14 protein-coding genes are annotated in these 17462 nt (G+C 63.6%); 11 read left to right on the top strand and 3 right to left on the bottom strand.

Going from position 1 to position 17462, the window contains the following annotated elements; genetic code table 11:
* Positions 1 to 139: 139 nt before the first annotated feature.
* On the bottom strand, positions 140 to 961 hold the full coding sequence (locus tag AC0L28_RS33640; RefSeq protein ID WP_023802686.1) for a pyruvate, water dikinase regulatory protein: 822 nt from the start codon (positions 959 to 961) through the stop codon (positions 140 to 142).
* Positions 962 to 1364: 403 nt separating this feature from the next.
* Here AC0L28_RS33640 and hemE point away from each other — a divergent pair, with 403 nt between their 5' ends.
* From hemE to rho, 3 genes are all read left to right on the top strand, one after another.
* The gene (hemE, locus tag AC0L28_RS33635) at positions 1365 to 2393 is read left to right on the top strand and encodes a uroporphyrinogen decarboxylase (RefSeq protein ID WP_023802687.1); all 1029 of its coding nucleotides are present in this window, start codon (positions 1365 to 1367) and stop codon (positions 2391 to 2393) included.
* Positions 2390 to 2941, top strand: a complete 552-nt coding sequence (hemJ, locus tag AC0L28_RS33630) for a protoporphyrinogen oxidase HemJ (protein ID WP_023802688.1) — start codon at positions 2390 to 2392, stop codon at positions 2939 to 2941. Before hemE ends, hemJ begins: the two co-directional genes overlap by 4 nt.
* 380 nt (positions 2942 to 3321) lie before the next feature.
* Positions 3322 to 4587: a transcription termination factor Rho gene (gene rho, locus AC0L28_RS33625; RefSeq protein WP_027153631.1), complete on the top strand. Its 1266-nt coding sequence runs from the start codon at positions 3322 to 3324 to the stop codon at positions 4585 to 4587.
* A gap of 62 nt (positions 4588 to 4649) precedes the next feature.
* On the opposite strand, the gene AC0L28_RS33620 is transcribed toward rho, so the two are convergent.
* Positions 4650 to 6668, bottom strand: a complete 2019-nt coding sequence (locus tag AC0L28_RS33620; protein ID WP_473482731.1) for a thioredoxin domain-containing protein — start codon at positions 6666 to 6668, stop codon at positions 4650 to 4652.
* A 64-nt stretch (positions 6669 to 6732) separates the two neighbouring features.
* On the opposite strand from AC0L28_RS33620, the gene mnmE reads away from it, so the two are divergent.
* From mnmE to AC0L28_RS33595, 5 genes are all read left to right on the top strand, one after another.
* Complete coding sequence (gene mnmE / locus AC0L28_RS33615) at positions 6733 to 8055, top strand: tRNA uridine-5-carboxymethylaminomethyl(34) synthesis GTPase MnmE (protein ID WP_473482729.1); 1323 nt, start codon at positions 6733 to 6735, stop codon at positions 8053 to 8055.
* Positions 8056 to 8387: 332 nt separating this feature from the next.
* On the top strand, positions 8388 to 10262 hold the full coding sequence (mnmG, locus tag AC0L28_RS33610) for a tRNA uridine-5-carboxymethylaminomethyl(34) synthesis enzyme MnmG (RefSeq protein ID WP_473482727.1): 1875 nt from the start codon (positions 8388 to 8390) through the stop codon (positions 10260 to 10262).
* Positions 10259 to 10894, top strand: a complete 636-nt coding sequence (rsmG, locus tag AC0L28_RS33605) for a 16S rRNA (guanine(527)-N(7))-methyltransferase RsmG (protein ID WP_128171034.1) — start codon at positions 10259 to 10261, stop codon at positions 10892 to 10894. Before mnmG ends, rsmG begins: the two co-directional genes overlap by 4 nt.
* 36 nt (positions 10895 to 10930) lie before the next feature.
* The gene (locus AC0L28_RS33600; RefSeq protein WP_084646769.1) at positions 10931 to 11731 is read left to right on the top strand and encodes a ParA family protein; all 801 of its coding nucleotides are present in this window, start codon (positions 10931 to 10933) and stop codon (positions 11729 to 11731) included.
* Positions 11732 to 11766: 35 nt separating this feature from the next.
* Positions 11767 to 12651, top strand: coding sequence for a ParB/RepB/Spo0J family partition protein (locus AC0L28_RS33595; RefSeq protein WP_287065679.1), 885 nt, complete (start codon positions 11767 to 11769; stop codon positions 12649 to 12651).
* 415 nt (positions 12652 to 13066) lie between these two features.
* Here AC0L28_RS33595 and holA read toward each other — a convergent pair whose 3' ends face one another.
* Positions 13067 to 14110, bottom strand: coding sequence for a DNA polymerase III subunit delta (holA, locus tag AC0L28_RS33590; RefSeq protein WP_473482724.1), 1044 nt, complete (start codon positions 14108 to 14110; stop codon positions 13067 to 13069).
* Between the two features lie 508 nt (positions 14111 to 14618).
* On the opposite strand from holA, the gene AC0L28_RS33585 reads away from it, so the two are divergent.
* The 3 genes from AC0L28_RS33585 to AC0L28_RS33575 all read left to right on the top strand — a co-directional run.
* Complete coding sequence (locus AC0L28_RS33585) at positions 14619 to 15851, top strand: thiamine pyrophosphate-dependent enzyme (protein ID WP_473482722.1); 1233 nt, start codon at positions 14619 to 14621, stop codon at positions 15849 to 15851.
* 2 nt (positions 15852 to 15853) lie between these two features.
* Complete coding sequence (locus AC0L28_RS33580; protein WP_027153639.1) at positions 15854 to 16867, top strand: alpha-ketoacid dehydrogenase subunit beta; 1014 nt, start codon at positions 15854 to 15856, stop codon at positions 16865 to 16867.
* 229 nt (positions 16868 to 17096) lie between these two features.
* Positions 17097 to 17462: biotin/lipoyl-containing protein (locus AC0L28_RS33575; protein ID WP_473482720.1), on the top strand; the 366-nt coding region annotated here is incomplete at its 3' end.

The following is a 17462-nucleotide window of genomic DNA, read 5'->3' as shown; positions in this document are numbered from 1 at the left end:
TTCTAGAGACACAAGGGGTGTTGGAAGGATCGCCGTCGGTGCCAGGCTGGAACACCCCTCATCCGACCTCGCTTCGCGAGGCCACCTTCTCCCACAAAGGGGAGAAGGAAAGGGCCGCCCACAGCACAAGCGCCCGAACCTAGCGCGTCTTTCCGCGCAGGGCAACGATCGCCGCCGCCGTCTCCTCGATCGAGCGGCGGCTGACGTCGATCATCGGCCAGCCGTGCCGGGTGCAGATCTGGCGGGCGTAGGCAAGTTCCTCGCTGATCGCCGCGCGGTCGACATAGTCGGTCGGCTCGTAGGCGCTGGTGTTGCCGAGGATGCGGTTCTGGCGCACCTGCGAGATGCGCTCGGCGGTGGCGATCAGGCCGACGATCAGCGGCTTCGTGGCGTTGACCAGGCTTTCCGGCACCGGCACGCCGATCACAATCGGGATGTTGGCGGTCTTGATGCCGCGATTGGCGAGATAGATGCTGGTCGGCGTCTTCGAGGTGCGCGAAATGCCGACCAGCACAATGTCGGCGTCGTCCATATTGGCAGGCAGCTGGCCGTCATCATGCTCCATGGTGAAGTTGAGCGCGTCGATGCGGCGGAAATATTCGGCGTCCAGCACATGCTGGGCGCCGACGCGGCGGCCGGCCGGCGTGCCGAGATAGGACTGGAACACGGTCAGCACCGGTTCCAGCACCGAGACGCAAGGAAGGCCCATGGCGGCGCAGCGCTCGTCGATGCCGCGGGCGAGCTTCTGGTCGACGACCGTATAAAGGATGATGCCCGGCTCCTCCTCGATGTCCTCGAACACTTTCGTCACCTGCTTTTCGGTGCGGATCAGCGGGTAGATATGCTCGATGGCGCGCGCATCCTTGTATTGCGCCGAAGCCGCGCGCCCGGCCGCCAGCAGCGTCTCACCGGTGGCATCGGAAATCAGGTGAAGGTGAAAGAAGCTCTGGGGTTTGTTCACAGGGGTACGTTCCAAGCTGTGGGCCGATGTGGATAAGGTCGGTCGGAAAGATCGGCCGGTTCGGGGCGACTGTATCAGATGCCGGTTTGTCCACAATTCGACGCGCTGCCGGCTTCGTCGGGCGGCTGGGGACAAGTTCGGGGACGGGCTTTTTCGACTCGGTCTCATCCACAGGGTCATTTTCTCCAGGCGGGCGGTAACGCATTGTTCCCAGTCGGGAATTTCCAACTGTCCCCAAACTCCTCCTATCCGGCAAAAGAAGCACGCGACAATATGCTGGCTGGCCTTTTCCGGGGCAAGGCGGGACAGGAGACAACCACCGATACCAACAGACTCTTAGAATCATAAGATTCCTAGAAATAGAATATTTAATTATAGAGAAGCCTGGAGAGGCGAGCGCTGAATGCCTGAAAACCGCATCATGCTGGACGTGTTGAAGGGCAAGGCTCTGTCTCCGCCGCCGCTCTGGATGATGCGTCAGGCCGGCCGCTATCTGCCGGAGTATCGCGAGACACGCAGGCGGGCCGGATCGTTCCTCGACCTTTGCTATAATCCCGATCTTGCCGTGGAAGTGACGCTGCAGCCGATCGAACGTTTCGGCTTCGATGCTTCGATCCTATTTTCCGATATCCTTGTCGTGCCGCATGCGCTGGGCCGCGACGTGCGCTTCGAGGAGGGCCGTGGGCCGCTGTTGACGCCGATCTCGGCGACGGAGATTGCGGTTCTCGACGGCGAAACGTTTCACGTGAATCTCGAACCGGTCTACGAGACGGTCAGGCGATTGCGGACAAAACTGCCGGATCAAACGACGCTGATCGGCTTCTGCGGCGCGCCGTGGACGGTGGCGACCTATATGATCGCCGGCCACGGCACCTCGGACCAGGCGCCAGCACGGCTGTTTGCCTATCGCGAGCCGGCGGCTTTCCTGCAATTGCTGAAAGTGCTTGCCGATCACTCGGCTGCCTATCTGATCCGACAGATCGAAGCCGGCGCCGATGTGGTGCAGATATTTGACTCGTGGTCCGGCGTGCTCGACGAAGTTTCTTTCGAGGCGTTTTGCGTCAGGCCGGTGGCGGAGATCGTCAGGCAGGTCCGGGCCGTCCATCCCGACATTCCGATCATCGGCTTTCCCAAGGGCGCCGGCGCCCATTACCGCAGCTATCGCCAAAAAACCGGCGTGACCGGGCTGGGGCTCGACTGGACCGTGCCGTTGACGACGGCGAAGGAACTGCAGCGCGATGGTGCTGTGCAGGGCAATCTCGATCCGTTGCGGCTGGTGGCCGGCGGCAAGGCGCTTTCTGACGGTGTCGACGCAATCCTGAAAGCACTGGGCGATGGGCCGCTGGTCTTCAATCTCGGCCACGGCATCACGCCGGAAACGCCGATCGCGCATGTCGAGGCGATGGTGAAGATGGTGCGGGCGCATCGATGACCGACATGAACAACGCCAACAGTGGTGCGGGCAGCAGCGGTGGTGCAGCGATGGGTCGAGCGGCGATCGCCATCATCATCTTCCTCGTCCTGGCGGCGCTTCTGTTCCTGTTCGGGCCGGATGATTTCTATCCCTGGGCAAAGGCGATCCATGTCATCGCCGTCATCTCGTGGATGGCGGGCATGCTCTATCTGCCGCGGCTGCTAGTTTATCATGCCGATGCGGAAAAAGGCTCCGTCCAGTCGGAGACCTTCAAGGTGATGGAGCGCCGGCTGCTGCGCGGCATCATCAATCCAGCCATGATCATCACCTGGGCGTTCGGCCTCTGGCTGGCCTGGAAAGGCTTTGGTTTTCAGGGTGGCTGGCTGCATGCCAAGATCGCCGCGGTGCTCGGGCTCTCGGCGGTTCATGGCTATCTGGCCGGCGCGGTACGCAGATTCGCCGAGGACCGCAACGAAAAGCCGGCTCGGCACTGGCGGCTCGTCAATGAGATCCCCACATTGCTGATGATCGTCATCGTCGTGCTGGTCATCGTGAAGCCGTTTTGACGATTTGTGTCTGTTTCGGGCGTTTGCGCTGCCCCTCACCTGCCTGCCGGCATCCTCTCCCCGTATAGTGACGGGGAGAGGGGCGCTGTGATTGATGGCTTCGCCAATATCCAGGGTTGCAGTATGTGCGCCAAGATTGCGGCCAAGCCCCTTCTCCCCGTCACTATACGGGGAGAAGGTCCCGGCAGGGGGTTGAGGGGCGGTGCCGAGATTCGCAATTGATCGCTTCCAAGCGGCTTGCTCTTTCGGTCGACCAACGATAAAAGACGGGTCTTCCTTCCCGTCATGCGCCGCCCCATTCATCGCTTCGGCCGCGCCCGGCATTTGTCGCATCCCGCCGATATTTTCCCCATACTTACTCACTCAGAGTCCGTCTAATGATGCAAGAAATGAAACTCACAGAGTTCAAGAACAAGAAACCGCCAGAGCTGATCGCTTATGCCGAATCGCTCGAGGTCGAGAACGCCAGTGTCATGCGCAAGCAGGAACTGATGTTCGCGATCCTGAAGCGGCTGGCGACCCAAGATATCGAGATCATCGGTGACGGGGTCGTCGAAGTGCTGCAGGACGGGTTTGGCTTCCTGCGCTCGGCCAATGCCAATTACCTGCCAGGCCCGGACGATATCTATATCTCGCCGTCGCAGATCCGCCGGTTCTCGCTGAAGACCGGCGACACGGTCGAGGGCCCGATCCGCAGCCCGAAGGAGGGCGAGCGCTATTTCGCGCTGCTCAAGGTCAACACGATCAATTTCGACGACCCGGAAAAGATCCGCCACAAGATCCATTTCGACAATCTAACGCCGCTTTACCCGACCTCGCGGCTGAAGATGGAAATGGACGTTCCGACCTCGAAGGACATCTCGGCCCGCGTCATCGACCTGGTGGCGCCGCTCGGCAAGGGCCAGCGCGCCCTGATCGTGGCGCAGCCGCGCACCGGCAAGACGGTGCTGTTGCAGAACATCGCCCATTCGATCACCACCAATCATCCCGAATGCTACCTGATCGTGCTGTTGATCGACGAGCGGCCGGAAGAAGTCACCGACATGCAGCGCTCGGTGAAGGGCGAGGTCGTCTCCTCGACCTTCGACGAGCCGGCGGTGCGACACGTCCAGGTCGCCGAAATGGTGATCGAGAAGGCCAAGCGCCTGGTCGAGCACGGGCGCGACGTCGTCATCCTGCTGGATTCGATCACCCGCCTCGGCCGCGCCTACAACACCGTGGTGCCGTCATCCGGCAAGGTGCTGACCGGCGGTGTCGACGCCAATGCGCTGCAGCGGCCGAAGCGCTTCTTCGGCGCCGCCCGCAACATCGAGGAAGGCGGCTCGCTGACCATCATCGCCACCGCGCTGATCGACACCGGCAGCCGCATGGACGAGGTCATCTTCGAAGAGTTCAAGGGCACCGGCAACTCGGAAATCGTGCTCGACCGCAAGGTGGCGGACAAGCGCATCTATCCGGCCATGGACATCCTCAAGTCCGGCACCCGCAAGGAAGATCTTTTGGTGGCCCGCCAGGACCTGCAAAAAATCTTCGTGCTGCGCCGCATCCTGGCGCCGATGGGCACCACCGACGCCATCGAGTTCCTCATCGACAAGCTCAAGCAGACCAAGACCAACGCGGATTTCTTCGATTCGATGAATACGTAAGGGGCTGGCGCCTCTTGTCTTCTCCCCTGCGGGAGAAGGTGGATCGGCGCCGCATCCCTCTCCTATCCGTGCCGCAACCGACGCTCGAGTTCCTCGGCCTCCGTTATCACCGGCAGGCAGACCTGCCCCGTGCACAGCCAGGCGCCGGGCTCGGTCGTTGGCGGCAAAGCGCCGCCTGGCAGGATAGGCAGGTTTGTCGCCGAGCCGACCGGCACGATCGTGTCGATCCGGCGCGGGTCGGGATTTCGATTCGCTACCGGAACAAAGGTTGGATTCTCATAACTATCCACCAACACCAGCTTCAACGGCTCGAGCACCAAGGCACAGGCATTGACGATGCCGGCCTGGCCATAGGCCTGATGCGCCGCCCTGCCGGCTGCGTGTTCGGCGACCTTCCAGGTCTTTTCCTGTATTTCGAGATCGCCGGAAAGCGACGACAATCGGACCATGGCCTCGATGATCTGGCCAGTGGCTGAAGGAATGGCCTCGTCGGCATCGCCCCTGATGCGGATCGGCACGTCGCTGCTGTCCAACGCGGTCAGATAGTAGCCGGCGTTGTCCTCGTCGTGATGCCATTGGTCGAGCTGCGCGATGAATTGGCCAGCCAGTTCGGCATAACTCGATGTGCCGGTTGCCTCGAATAGCGAGATCGCGGCGTTGGCCATGGCGGCGTAGTCGCTCGACAGCGCCGGAAACAGCTTCTTGGCGCCAAGCATCGAATGCGGCAGGCGACCGTCTCGACCGGCGCTGGCAATGGCAGCAAAGGCCTGTTCCGCTGCCTCGATCCAGTCGATCCGTTTCACGGCGCGCCCGGCTTCGGCGAGAGCGGCGATCACCAGGCCGTTCCAGTCGGTCAGGATTTTTCCGTCGCGCCCGGGCCTGACGCGCTGCTCCCTGGCCGCCAGCAGTTTTTCTCTGAGCGGAATGAGCCGGTCGCGATCGGCGACGCTTTGTTTTTGCTGGGCCGCACTCTGGTGGATGATCGGTTTGCCCTCCCAGCCATGCGGGCCGGAAAGCGTGAAGTATCGGAAAAACAAGGCTGATTCGTCGCCGAGAGCGGTTTCGATCTCATCCTTGCTCCAGGTGTAGAACAACCCCTCCTCGCCCTCGCTGTCGGCGTCGAGGCTGGCAGCGAATGCGCTGCCTTCGACGCGCATCTCGCGCAACAGCCAGTCGACCGTGCCTTCGATTCGTATCCGGAACAATTCATTGCCGGTTGCCGCATAAGCCCAGTTGCACAGCCGGATGAGCTGTGCGTTGTCGTAGAGCATCTTTTCGAAATGCGGCACCAGCCATTCGGCATCGGTCGAATAGCGGCTGAGGCCGCCGCCGACATGGTCATAGATGCCGCCTGCCAGCATCTTTTCGAGGCTGAGCAGGACAGCGTCGCGATGGGCTGTGGCGCCGTCGCGCAGCCAGGACAGCCACAGCGTCTGCATGAACGGCGCATTGGGGAATTTGGGCGCGCCGCGCAGCCCGCCCAGATCCCGGTCGATCATACCGTCGATGCCGTTGGCGAGCGTCGCGAGCGTGTCGCGGTCGAGCACCGCCTTGGCATGGCTGCCGGCCAGCCGCGCCTCGACATGCGTGGTCAGGCCGGCGGCGCTTTGGTTAACGCTTTCTTTCTTCCCGCGCCACGCTTTGTCGACCGCCTCCAGCACCTGGACGAAGCCCGGGCGGCCGTAACGGGCTTCGCGCGGAAAATAGGTGCCGCCCCAGAAAGGTTTTCCGTCCGGTGTCAAAAACATGGTCAGCGGCCATCCGCCCTGCTCGCCCATCGCCGACAATGCCGCCATATAGATCTGGTCGATGTCCGGCCGCTCTTCGCGATCGACCTTGATATTGACGAACAGACGGTTCATGACGGCGGCGACGTCGGCGTTCTCAAAACTCTCGTGCGCCATGACATGGCACCAGTGGCAGGCGGCGTAGCCGACCGAGAGCAGGATCGGCCGCTCAAGCGCCCTTGCTTCGGCGAGCGATGCCGGCGACCACGCCCGCCAATGCACGGGGTTGTCGCTGTGCTGCTGCAGATAGGGGCTGGCCTCTTCGGCAAGCAGGTTTTTCGCGGGCAACGTCACTGTTGATAACTCGGCAATCTGTTGGTGAACAAGCGAAGCTAGGGCGGTTGTGCTGGGTCGGCAAATGATTTCAGGTAATTCCATTGTTGCCCTGTCGAGCGGCCGCCTGCCCGCCGGGGTTGCCGTGATCCGCATTTCCGGCCCGCAAAGTCGATTCGTCGTAGAAACGATTGCTGGTCCCAAGGTCAAGAACCGTGTTGCCGCCTATCGCCAGTTCAGGGCGCCGGACGGATCGGTGCTCGACAGCGGGCTGGTCGTTTTCTTTGCCGGCCCAAACAGCTTTACCGGCGAGGATGTCGCCGAATTCCACGTCCATGGCGGGCGGGCCGTGGTGGCGAAGATGCTGGAGGTGATCGCCGGCTTCGACGGCGTCAGACATGCCGAGCCGGGCGAGTTCACCCGCCGCGCCTTTCTCAATGGCAAGGTCGATTTGGTCGAGACCGAGGCGCTGGCCGATCTCGTCAATGCCGAGACTGAGGCGCAGCGGCGTTTTGCCGTGCAGAATGCCGAAGGCGTGCAGAGCGAGCTCTACCTCGCCTGGCGCCGTCGGCTGATTCATGCGCGCGCGATGATCGAGGCAGAAATCGATTTTGCCGACGAAGACGATGTGCCCGGTTCCGTTGCAGAGACGGTCTGGTCGGACGTTCGCGCGATGATTTCCGAAATCGAGCGTCATGTCCAAGGCTTCCGGGCCGCCGAAATCATCCGTGACGGGTTCGAGGTCGTCATTCTTGGTGCGCCGAATGCCGGCAAATCGAGCCTGTTCAACGCTCTGGCCCGGCGCGAGGCGGCAATCGTCACCGAAGAGCCCGGCACCACCCGCGATCTGCTCGAGGTGGTGCTGGACCTGGAGGGGATGCGCATAAGAGTGACCGATACCGCCGGCCTGCGCGATACGCCCGGCAGGATCGAGGCGATCGGCATCGAAAGAGCAAGGAGCAAGGCCGGCACTGCCCATCTGTTGCTGGTGCTCGAGGATATGCCGGAGCCGGTGGCAATCGGCGCAATACCGCCTGATGTCGCGGCCTTGAGGATCGGGACGAAGGCTGATTTGCTGCGGGATGAATCGCTTGTGGCGCGCTACGACGCGGTTATCTCGACCAAGGACGGCACCGGGCTGGCCGAATTGCTGGCCGAGATCGGCCGTCGCGCCGCAGCGCAGGTCGGCCAGGCCGGCGATATCCTGCCGTCGCGGCTGCGGCACGTCGAACTGCTCAACGAGACGAAGCGCTTCCTGCTGGTGGCAGCGGCAGAGGATGGACGCGGGCAGGAACTGCGGGCAGAGGAATTGCGGCTGGCGGCGGATCGGCTTGGCCGCATCGTCGGGGCGGTCGATGTCGAGGACATGCTCGACGTCATCTTTGCGCAGTTCTGCATCGGCAAATGACTCACGTGAAACATTGCGGGCCGGCCAGCTCTGGGTGATTCACGTGAAACACCACGCGATTAGCTCGAAGGCATTGTTTCACGTGAAACGATCCATGGTCCCCGAGACGGGATCGAATTTCAGACTTAGCGCTGCCCCTCATTTGCCCTGCCGGGCATTTCTCCCCGTATAGTGACGGGGAGAAAGACACAACCGTCGACAGCGCTGCAAGGGACCCGTCGTTGCTGCGGCTAGCCCGCTTCTCCCCGTCACTATACCGGGAGAAGGTGCCGGCTTGACACCTCGTCCTGACGGGGACATGTGTCGGTCAACCTGAATCTGGAACACTAAAAATGACCGATCACTATGATGTGGTTGTGGTGGGCGGCGGCCATGCTGGTTGCGAGGCGGCCAGTGCTGCCGCGCGCGCTGGCGCGAAGACTGCCCTGGTGACGCTGCGCTTCGAGACAATCGGCGTCATGTCGTGCAATCCGGCGATCGGCGGCCTCGGCAAGGGCCATCTGGTTCGCGAGATCGATGCCATGGACGGGCTGATGGGGCGCGTCGCCGATGCGGCCGGCATCCAGTTCCGGCTGCTCAACCGCCGCAAGGGCCCGGCAGTTCGCGGGCCGCGGACGCAAGCCGACAGAAAACTCTATAGGCTCGCCATGCAAGCGGCGATTCGCGAACAGGCGGGCCTCGACGTGGTCGAGGGCGAGGTCCTGGATTTCGAAATCGCCAATGAGCGCCTGGCGGCGGTGCTGCTGGCGGATGGCCGCCGGCTTGGCTGCGGCGCCGTGGTGCTGACCACCGGCACTTTCCTGCGCGGGTTGATCCATATCGGCGAGAAGAAGATCGTTGCCGGCCGCATGAACGAGCAGGCCAGCCTCGGCCTGTCGGCGACGATGAGCCGCGCCGGCTTCAAGCTCGGACGGCTGAAGACCGGCACGCCGCCGCGGCTGGACGGACGCACGATCGATTGGGCGTCGCTGGAGAGCCAGGCGGCGGATGACGACCCGGTGCCGTTCTCGCTGATGACCGACCGCATCGACAATCCGCAGATCCATTGCGGCATCACGCGTACGACGGCAGCGACGCATGAGTTGATCCGCACCAATCTGGGCCGTTCGGCGATGTATTCCGGCTCGATCGAAGGGGTGGGACCGCGTTACTGCCCGTCGATCGAGGATAAGATCGTCAAATTCGGCGATCGCGAAGGCCACCAGATTTTCCTCGAGCCGGAAGGGCTGGACGACGATACCGTCTACCCGAACGGTATTTCGACCTCGCTGCCGCAGGACGTGCAGCTCGACATTCTAAAAACCATTCCGGGCCTTGAACGCGCCACCATGCTGCAGCCCGGCTATGCCATCGAGTACGATCATGTCGATCCGCGCGAGCTCAAGCCGACGCTGGAAACCAAGCGGATCGCCGGTCTTTTTCTGGCCGGGCAGATCAACGGCACCACCGGTTACGAGGAGGCCGGGGCGCAGGGGTTGTTGGCCGGCCTCAACGCCGCGCGCAAAACGTCGGCAAGCGACCAGATCGTGCTCAGCCGCACCGAGGCCTATATCGGGGTGATGGTCGACGACCTGACCAGCCGTGGCATCGCCGAACCGTATCGGATGTTCACTTCGCGGGCCGAGTTCCGGCTGTCGCTGCGCGCCGACAATGCCGATGAGCGGCTGACGCCGCTGGCGATGAAGCTCGGGATTGCCTCGCAGGAGCGGATGCAACGGTTTAGCGATATCGTGCAGAACCTTGAAAATGCGAGCGACCTTGCGCTTGGCTTCACCATGACCCCGAATGAAGCGGCGCGTCATGGGCTGGTGATCAACCGGGACGGGGTACGCCGCTCGGCCTATGAGTTGCTGGCCTATCCCGGCGTCGACGTCGCCTGGCTGGCCAGAATCGCCCCGCAGTTTGCGGGAATTGACAGCAAAACGGCTGAACGCCTTGAAACGGAAGCGAAATATTCGGTCTATCTCAATCGCCAGCAAGCTGACGTCACGCAGATCAGGCATGAAGAGAGCCGATTGATCCCGGCGTCGCTCGATTTTGCTTCCGTTCCGGGGCTATCCAACGAGTTGAAGCAAAAGATGCTGGCACGCCAGCCGCGCTCGATCGCCGACGCTCAGCGTATGGAAGGCATGACGCCGGCGGCACTGGCAATCATTGTCGCGCATGTCCGCAACGCCGAGGCTGCCACGCGAAGGAATGTTGCGTGAGCGCTGCCTCATGGGCGGGCCTGCAATCGGCTGCCGGTCCGGTTTCACGTGAAACATTCGAACGCTTGGTAGAGTTCGAGACGGTCTTTCAGAAATGGAACCGCCGGATAAACCTGGCGGCGCAGTCGACGCAGGGCGACGTCTGGCGCCGCCACATCCTCGACAGCGCGCAGCTGGCGCGAATCAAACCAGACGCGAAGCGCTGGCTCGATCTCGGCTCCGGTGGCGGTTTTCCCGGCCTGGTGCTGGCGTTCCTGCTTGCCGAGCGCGACGGCGCCAGCATCGACCTGGTTGAAAGCAATCGGAAAAAGGCATCGTTCCTGCAAGCGGTCGTGGGCCAGTTCAACCTGCCGGCCAGGGTCGTCGCACGGCGCATCGACGACGCGTATCCGTTTGTTTCAACACCTCAAATCGTTACCGCCAGAGCGCTGGCGTCGCTTCCGGTGTTGCTCGAACTGGCGGCGCCGTGGCTGACGACGGGCACCTGCGGCCTGTTCCACAAAGGCCGGGATTACCGTACCGAATTGGCAGAAAGCGCTCAACGATGGTCGTTCGATCTGGTAGAACATGCCAGCGCGACCGACGCTCATGGCGTCATCCTCGAACTGTCTGATTTGCGCCAACTGACTTAGATCGGCGACCTCGGCATGAATTTCTGGCATAGACCCATGATGAAGAATGGCCCCCGAATCATCACCGTAGCCAACCAGAAGGGCGGCGTCGGCAAGACGACGACGGCCATCAATCTGGCCACGGCGCTGGCGGCGATCGGCGAGCGGGTGCTGATCGTCGATCTCGACCCGCAAGGCAATGCCAGCACCGGTCTCGGCATCGACCGGCGCGACCGCACCGTTTCCTCCTATGACGTGCTGACCGGCGAGCTCGATCTGGAGGCGGCGGCGATCCCGACGGCGGTGCCGGGACTGTCGATCGTGCCGTCGACGCTCGACCTGCTCGGCATCGAAATGGAGATCGCCTCGGCGCCAGACCGGGTGCTGCGGCTGCGCAACGCCTTGCGTGCCTCGGCCGAGCGCTCGGCGAATTTTGGCTATGTGCTGATCGATTGCCCGCCGTCGCTCAATCTGCTGACGCTCAACTCGATGGCGGCAGCCGATTCGGTGCTGGTGCCGCTGCAATGCGAATTCTTCGCGCTCGAAGGTCTGAGCCAGCTGCTGGAAACGGTCGAGCAGGTCCGCCGCTCGATCAATCCCGAGCTGACCATCCAGGGCATCGTGCTGACCATGTTCGACGGGCGCAACAACCTCGCCAACCAGGTGGTGCAGGACGTGCGGGCGCATATGGGCGACAAGGTCTATGAAACCGTCATCCCGCGCAATGTGCGCGTCTCCGAGGCGCCGTCCTACGGCAAGCCGGCGATCCTCTACGACCTCAAATGCTCCGGCAGCCAGGCCTATCTGCAGCTTGCCTCCGAGGTGATCCGCCGCGAGCGCAAACTGCGCGCCGCTTAGAAGCCGAATTGATACCGAAACGATCTGGACAGACGATGAGCGAAGACCTTTCGAGAAAAAGACTGGGCCGGGGACTGGCGGCGCTGATCGGCGAAATCGATCGTCCGGCAGCAGTGGAAAAGCCGGGCATGAATGCCGACGGCAAGGTGCCGATCGAGTTCCTGAGCCCGAACCCAAAGAATCCACGCCGGCATTTCGGCGACGCCGACCTGACCGATCTTGCCCAGTCGATCCGCGAACATGGCGTGGTGCAGCCGGTGGTGGCGCGGCCATCGCCGACGCAAGCTGGCCGCTACGAGATCATCGCCGGCGAGCGGCGCTGGCGCGCGGCGCAGCGCGCCGGGCTGAGCGAGATCCCGATCATCGTGCGCGATGTCAACGATCGCACCGCGCTCGAGCTGGCGATCATCGAAAACGTCCAGCGCACCGACCTCAATCCGGTCGAGGAGGCGATGGGCTACCAGCAGCTGATCGACGATCACGGCTACACCCAGGCCGATCTCGGCCAGGTGATCGGCAAGAGCCGCAGCCATGTCGCCAACACGCTGCGGCTGTTGAAGCTGCCGGACGTGATCCGCGACATGCTGGTCGACGGCGCGCTGTCGGCCGGCCATGCCCGTACATTGGTGACGGCGCAGGATCCGGCGGGCCTGGCCAAGCGCATCGTCGAGGACGGGCTTTCGGTGCGCCAGGCCGAAGCGCTGGCGCAGATGCCGGCGGGTGCGCCGACGGTGAAGCGACAGCCTGCAGCACCGGTGCAAAAGGATGCTGATACGCGGGCGCTGGAAAAGTTCATGACCGACACGCTCGGCATGTTCGTCACGATCGAGCACAACGAGCGCGGCGGCGTGATCAGCGTCGCCTATCGGACGCTGGAGCAACTCGACGAGCTTTGCCGGCGGCTGAAGCAGGAGCAGTAGTTAGCCGGCAAAGAGCCTCGGATCCCGCTTGTTTTAGACGAGGATCGGCGACCTTATAGGCTACCTGCTCCTGCTTCAGCCGCCCCTCACCTGCCTGCCGGCATCCTCTCCCCGTATATTGACGGGGAGAGGGGGCTGTCATCGACGGCTTCGCCAATCACCAACGTTGCAGATAAGAGGCCGGCAGGGCAAATGAGGGGCGGCGATTGCCAGCCCTTCCCTTTCTAGCGCCGGTGATTGGCGAAATCGTCGAGGCTGCTGATCTCCCTCCCTGAGGGGGAGATGGCCGGCAGGCCAGAAGGGGTCGCCTCACATCAAGCGCCGGCACCTTGCTGAAGCGAAGAAGATGTCGGCGCTCCACGCGCTGCGACCCCCTCTGTCGCCTTCGGCGACATCTCCCCCTCAAGGGGGGAGATCAGGTGCGCGCCAGTCTTGCGCTCTCCACGGCGATGCCGAGCAGCGCCTGTCGGGCCAGCGCGACCGCGAGGTCCGGCCGGCGCCGGGTCTGCAGCACCGCCGTCTGCAGGCGGTTGAGCGCGCGGGCGAGCGCCTCGCTGCTCCAGCGTTCGAGGGCTTTTTCGACCAGCTTGCGCCGCGCGAAAAAAACCGGCGGGCGCGCCGCGGCGACGACCGAAGCGGCGTTGCGGCCGCCGGCGTCCATCAGGCCGCGCATTGCCTGGATCGCCTGCAGCTGCCGCATCGCCGACGACAGCACCAGAAATGCCTGGCCGCCGGACTGGCAGTGACGGGTGAAGGCTATGTCGAAGTCGCCGACCTTGCCGTCGAGCAAGGCATCGACGGCGTCATCGAAGGACAGGCCAGAGACGTCGCCCGACGTCCCCTTGACGTCATCGAGGCTGATTTCGCTCTGGCCGTGGGCATAGAGCACCAGCTTTTCGATCTCGCCGCGCGAGGCCAGCCGGTCACCACCGAGGTTGCGGCGCAGCGCCTGGCGGGCTTCCAGCGTCATCGACATGCCGGCCTTGCGCAATTCGTCGTCGATGACCGTATCGATGTCCCGCGCCTCGTCGGCGTAGCACGGCAGCGCCATGGCAATGTCCGCCGCCTCGACAATGGCGCGCAGCCCGACGCCCTTCTTCAGGTCGCCGGCCTCGATCAGGATGATGGCGTCACGCGGCGGCTCCGCGGTCAGCGCCTTGACGTCGTCGGCAAGCGCCTTCTGGCCGGACGCATTGCGCACCCAGAGCAGGCGCCGGTCCGAAAACATCGGCACGGTGCGGGCCTCGTCGAGCAGGCGGCCCTCGTCGCGATCGACTTCCGAACCGTCCAGCCTGACCACAGAGAACGGATCGTCGAGCGGCAGGCCGGTCTTGCCGGCAAAGGCACGGGCGCGCTCGGCGACCAGCCCGCGGTCGGGCCCGTAGAGCAGGACGATCGAGACACGCGGGTCCGGCCGCGCCAACCACGAATCGACCTCGTAACCTTTCTTCTGTCCCATGGGTTCTGGGTTAGCATGATGCGGGCGCCGGGTGAAACGATAGGTGGGCAATCGCTGCGGACAAACGATGAGGAGCGTGATCTCCCCTCTTGTGGGGGAGATGTCCGGCAGGACAGAGGGGGGCGCTGTCCCGCCGACCTCTCAATCGATCGCAAATCACGCTCCCAGGCATGGTTCCCGGTTAATCGCAAATGAACAAGGTGGCGTTCCTTCAGGTCCCCCTCTGCCCTGCCGGGCATCTCTCCCACAAGGGGGGAGATTGGCAGCTCCGGCCGCAGCGCACAGCGCCAATCCCTAATCATTGTCCAATCTGGCGGGAAACCCGGCGTAATCATGCGCCAAATTGCGCGCAGAGCCGGAAGATCGACAAGAAATTTCGCTGACATATCTTCATCCTGACAGGTGCTGCTGGCGGCGCGGTGGTTGGCCGGAAGCCTTGCCCGACGAATTGGCACTGGTCTGCCGGTGTGCAAGTATCTTGGCCGGGCAACATGGGAGGACGAAGGTCATGGCCGATGCGGGAATGTTGCGCTTCCATGTGCCGGAGCCCGAGGTGCGACCGGGCGGGACGCCGGATTTTTCTGATGTGACCATCCCCAAGGCCGGCTCGGTGCCGCGTCCCGAGATCGATGTCGATCCGCGTGATATCCGCGATCTGGCGTTTTCGATCATCCGCGTGCTCAACCGCGCCGGCGAAGCCGTCGGGCCGTGGGCCGGCCTGCTTTCCGACGACGAGTTGCTGGAAGGCCTGCGCCATATGATGACGCTGCGCAGCTTCGACGCGCGCATGCAGATGGCGCAGCGCCAGGGCAAGACCTCGTTCTACATGCAGCATCTGGGCGAAGAGGCGGTGAGCTGCGCCTTTCGCAAGGCGCTGGCGCCGGGCGACATGAACTTTCCGACCTATCGGCAGGCTGGCCTGCTCATCGCCGACGGCTATCCGATGGTTACGATGATGAACCAGATCTATTCGAACGAGGCCGACCCGCTGAAGGGCCGGCAGCTGCCGATCATGTATTCGTCGAAGGAGCATGGTTTCTTCTCGATCTCCGGCAATCTGGCGACGCAATATATCCAGGCGGTCGGCTGGGCGATGGCTTCGGCGATCAGCAATGATTCGAAGATCGCCGCCGCCTGGATCGGCGACGGCTCGACGGCCGAGTCCGACTTTCATTCGGCGCTGGTCTTCGCCTCGACCTACAAGGCGCCGGTGGTGCTCAACGTCGTCAACAACCAGTGGGCGATCTCGACCTTTCAGGGCATTGCCCGCGGCGGCTCCGGCACATTTGCCGCCCGCGGCCTCGGCTTCGGTATTCCGTCGCTTCGGGTCGACGGCAACGATTATCTCGCCGTCCACGCGGTGGCCAAATGGGCGGCGGAGCGGGCGCGGAAAAATCTTGGGCCGACGCTGGTCGAATATGTCACCTATCGCGTCGGGGCGCATTCGAGTTCCGACGATCCGTCGGCCTACCGGCCGAAGGCCGAATCCGACGCCTGGCCGCTCGGCGACCCGATCGTCAGGCTGAAGAACCATCTCATCCAGCGCGGCGTCTGGTCGGACGAGCGCCACACCCAGGCCGAGGCGGAAATCCTCGAAGCGGTGATCGCGGCGCAAAGGGAGGCCGAGCGCCACGGCACGCTGCATGCCGGCGGCAAGCCTTCGACGCGCGACATGTTCGAAGGCGTCTATGGTGAGATGCCGCCGCATCTCAGACGCCAGCGCCAGCAGGCGGGGGTCTGACCATGCCAAGACGGACCATGATCGAGGCGATCCGCGACGCCATGGACGTCTCGATGGGGCGCGACGAACGTGTCATCGTGTTCGGCGAGGATGTCGGCTTTTTCGGCGGCGTCTTTCGCTGCACCCAAGGCCTGCAGGCGAAATACGGCAAGAGCCGCTGCTTCGACACGCCGATCAGCGAAGCCGGCATCGTCGGCTCGGCCATCGGCATGGCCGCCTACGGCCTGAAACCTTGCGTCGAGGTGCAGTTTGCCGACTATGTTTATCCGGCCTATGACCAGATCGTCTCGGAGGCGGCGCGGCTGCGTTATCGCTCGAACGGCGATTTCACCTGCCCGATCGTGGTGCGGATGCCGACCGGCGGCGGCATTTTTGGTGGCCAGACCCACAGCCAGAGCCCGGAGGCGCTGTTCACCCATGTCTCCGGCCTGAAGGTCGTCGTGCCGTCCAATCCGCATGACGCCAAGGGTCTTCTGATCGCGGCGATAGAGGATCCCGATCCGGTGATCTTCCTGGAGCCGAAGCGGCTCTACAACGGTCCGTTCGATGGCCATCACGAGCGCCCGGTGACGCCATGGTCGAAGCACGAACTCGGCGAGGTCGCCGACGGGCATTACACGGTCCCGCTCGGCAGGGCGGTGATCCGTCGGCCGGGCGCCGCGGTCACCGTGCTGGCCTACGGCACGATGGTCTATGTCGCGCAGGCGGCGGCCGAGGAGACCGGCATCGACGCCGAGATCATCGATCTGAGGACGCTGCTGCCGCTCGATCTCGAGACGATCGTCGACTCGGTCAACAGGACAGGCCGCTGCGTGATCGTGCACGAGGCGACGCTGACATCCGGCTTCGGCGCCGAACTGTCGGCGCTGGTGCAGGAAAACTGCTTCTACCATCTGGAAGCGCCCGTGGTGCGGGTCGCCGGCTGGGACACGCCCTATCCGCATGCGCAGGAATGGGACTATTTTCCCGGTCCGGCCAGGCTCGGCCGCGCGCTCGTCGAAACGATGGAGGCCTGACGATGGCAGGCAGAGTCTCAGACCAATTGCCAATGGTGGCGCCGCCCCTCATCCGCCTGCCGGCACCTTCTCCCCGTGCAGAACGGGGAGAAGGGACTGGCCGCCACGCCGGCGATCCCCCTCTCCCCGTTTTTCACGGGGGTCCGAAGGACGGGCGAGACAAGCGGCTCGCCCTGGAATGGGCAAGGGTGAGGGGCAGCGCAAACGCCTCGGTAAGGGGGACCTGACGATGGGCGAGTATGTGATCAAGCTGCCCGATGTCGGCGAAGGCGTCGCCGAGGCCGAATTGGTCGAATGGCAGGTCAAGGTCGGCGATCTCGTGCGCGAGGACGCGGTGCTTGCCGCCGTCATGACCGACAAGGCGACGGTCGAGATTCCTTCGCCAGTCGACGGCGAGATCGTCTGGCTGGGTGCGGAGATCGGCGACACGGTGGCGATCGGCTCGCCCATTGTACGGTTGAAAGTGGCCGGCGAGGGCAATGTGAAGGCAGCTGCGGAGCCGGGCGGCGAGGCGGCCGCCAAGAGCACCGACCGCAGTACCCCCACCCCTGGCCCCTCCCCACAAGGGGGAGGGGGACGCGCCCAGGCCGAAGCC

It is taken from the genome of Mesorhizobium sp. WSM4847 (assembly GCF_055811335.1).
This window is presented reverse-complemented; position numbering and strand designations above follow the sequence as displayed.

Coding starts and splice junctions, on each gene's coding strand:
- hemE (WP_023802687.1), top strand. CDS start 1,365: ATGCCTGAAAACCGCATCATGCTGGACGTGTTGAAGGGCAAGGCTCTG.
- hemJ (WP_023802688.1), top strand. CDS start 2,390: ATGACCGACATGAACAACGCCAACAGTGGTGCGGGCAGCAGCGGTGGT.
- rho (WP_027153631.1), top strand. CDS start 3,322: ATGCAAGAAATGAAACTCACAGAGTTCAAGAACAAGAAACCGCCAGAG.
- mnmE (WP_473482729.1), top strand. CDS start 6,733: ATGATTTCAGGTAATTCCATTGTTGCCCTGTCGAGCGGCCGCCTGCCC.
- mnmG (WP_473482727.1), top strand. CDS start 8,388: ATGACCGATCACTATGATGTGGTTGTGGTGGGCGGCGGCCATGCTGGT.
- AC0L28_RS33600 (WP_084646769.1), top strand. CDS start 10,931: ATGATGAAGAATGGCCCCCGAATCATCACCGTAGCCAACCAGAAGGGC.
- AC0L28_RS33595 (WP_287065679.1), top strand. CDS start 11,767: ATGAGCGAAGACCTTTCGAGAAAAAGACTGGGCCGGGGACTGGCGGCG.
- holA (WP_473482724.1), bottom strand. CDS start 14,110: ATGGGACAGAAGAAAGGTTACGAGGTCGATTCGTGGTTGGCGCGGCCG.
- AC0L28_RS33585 (WP_473482722.1), top strand. CDS start 14,619: ATGGCCGATGCGGGAATGTTGCGCTTCCATGTGCCGGAGCCCGAGGTG.
- AC0L28_RS33580 (WP_027153639.1), top strand. CDS start 15,854: ATGCCAAGACGGACCATGATCGAGGCGATCCGCGACGCCATGGACGTC.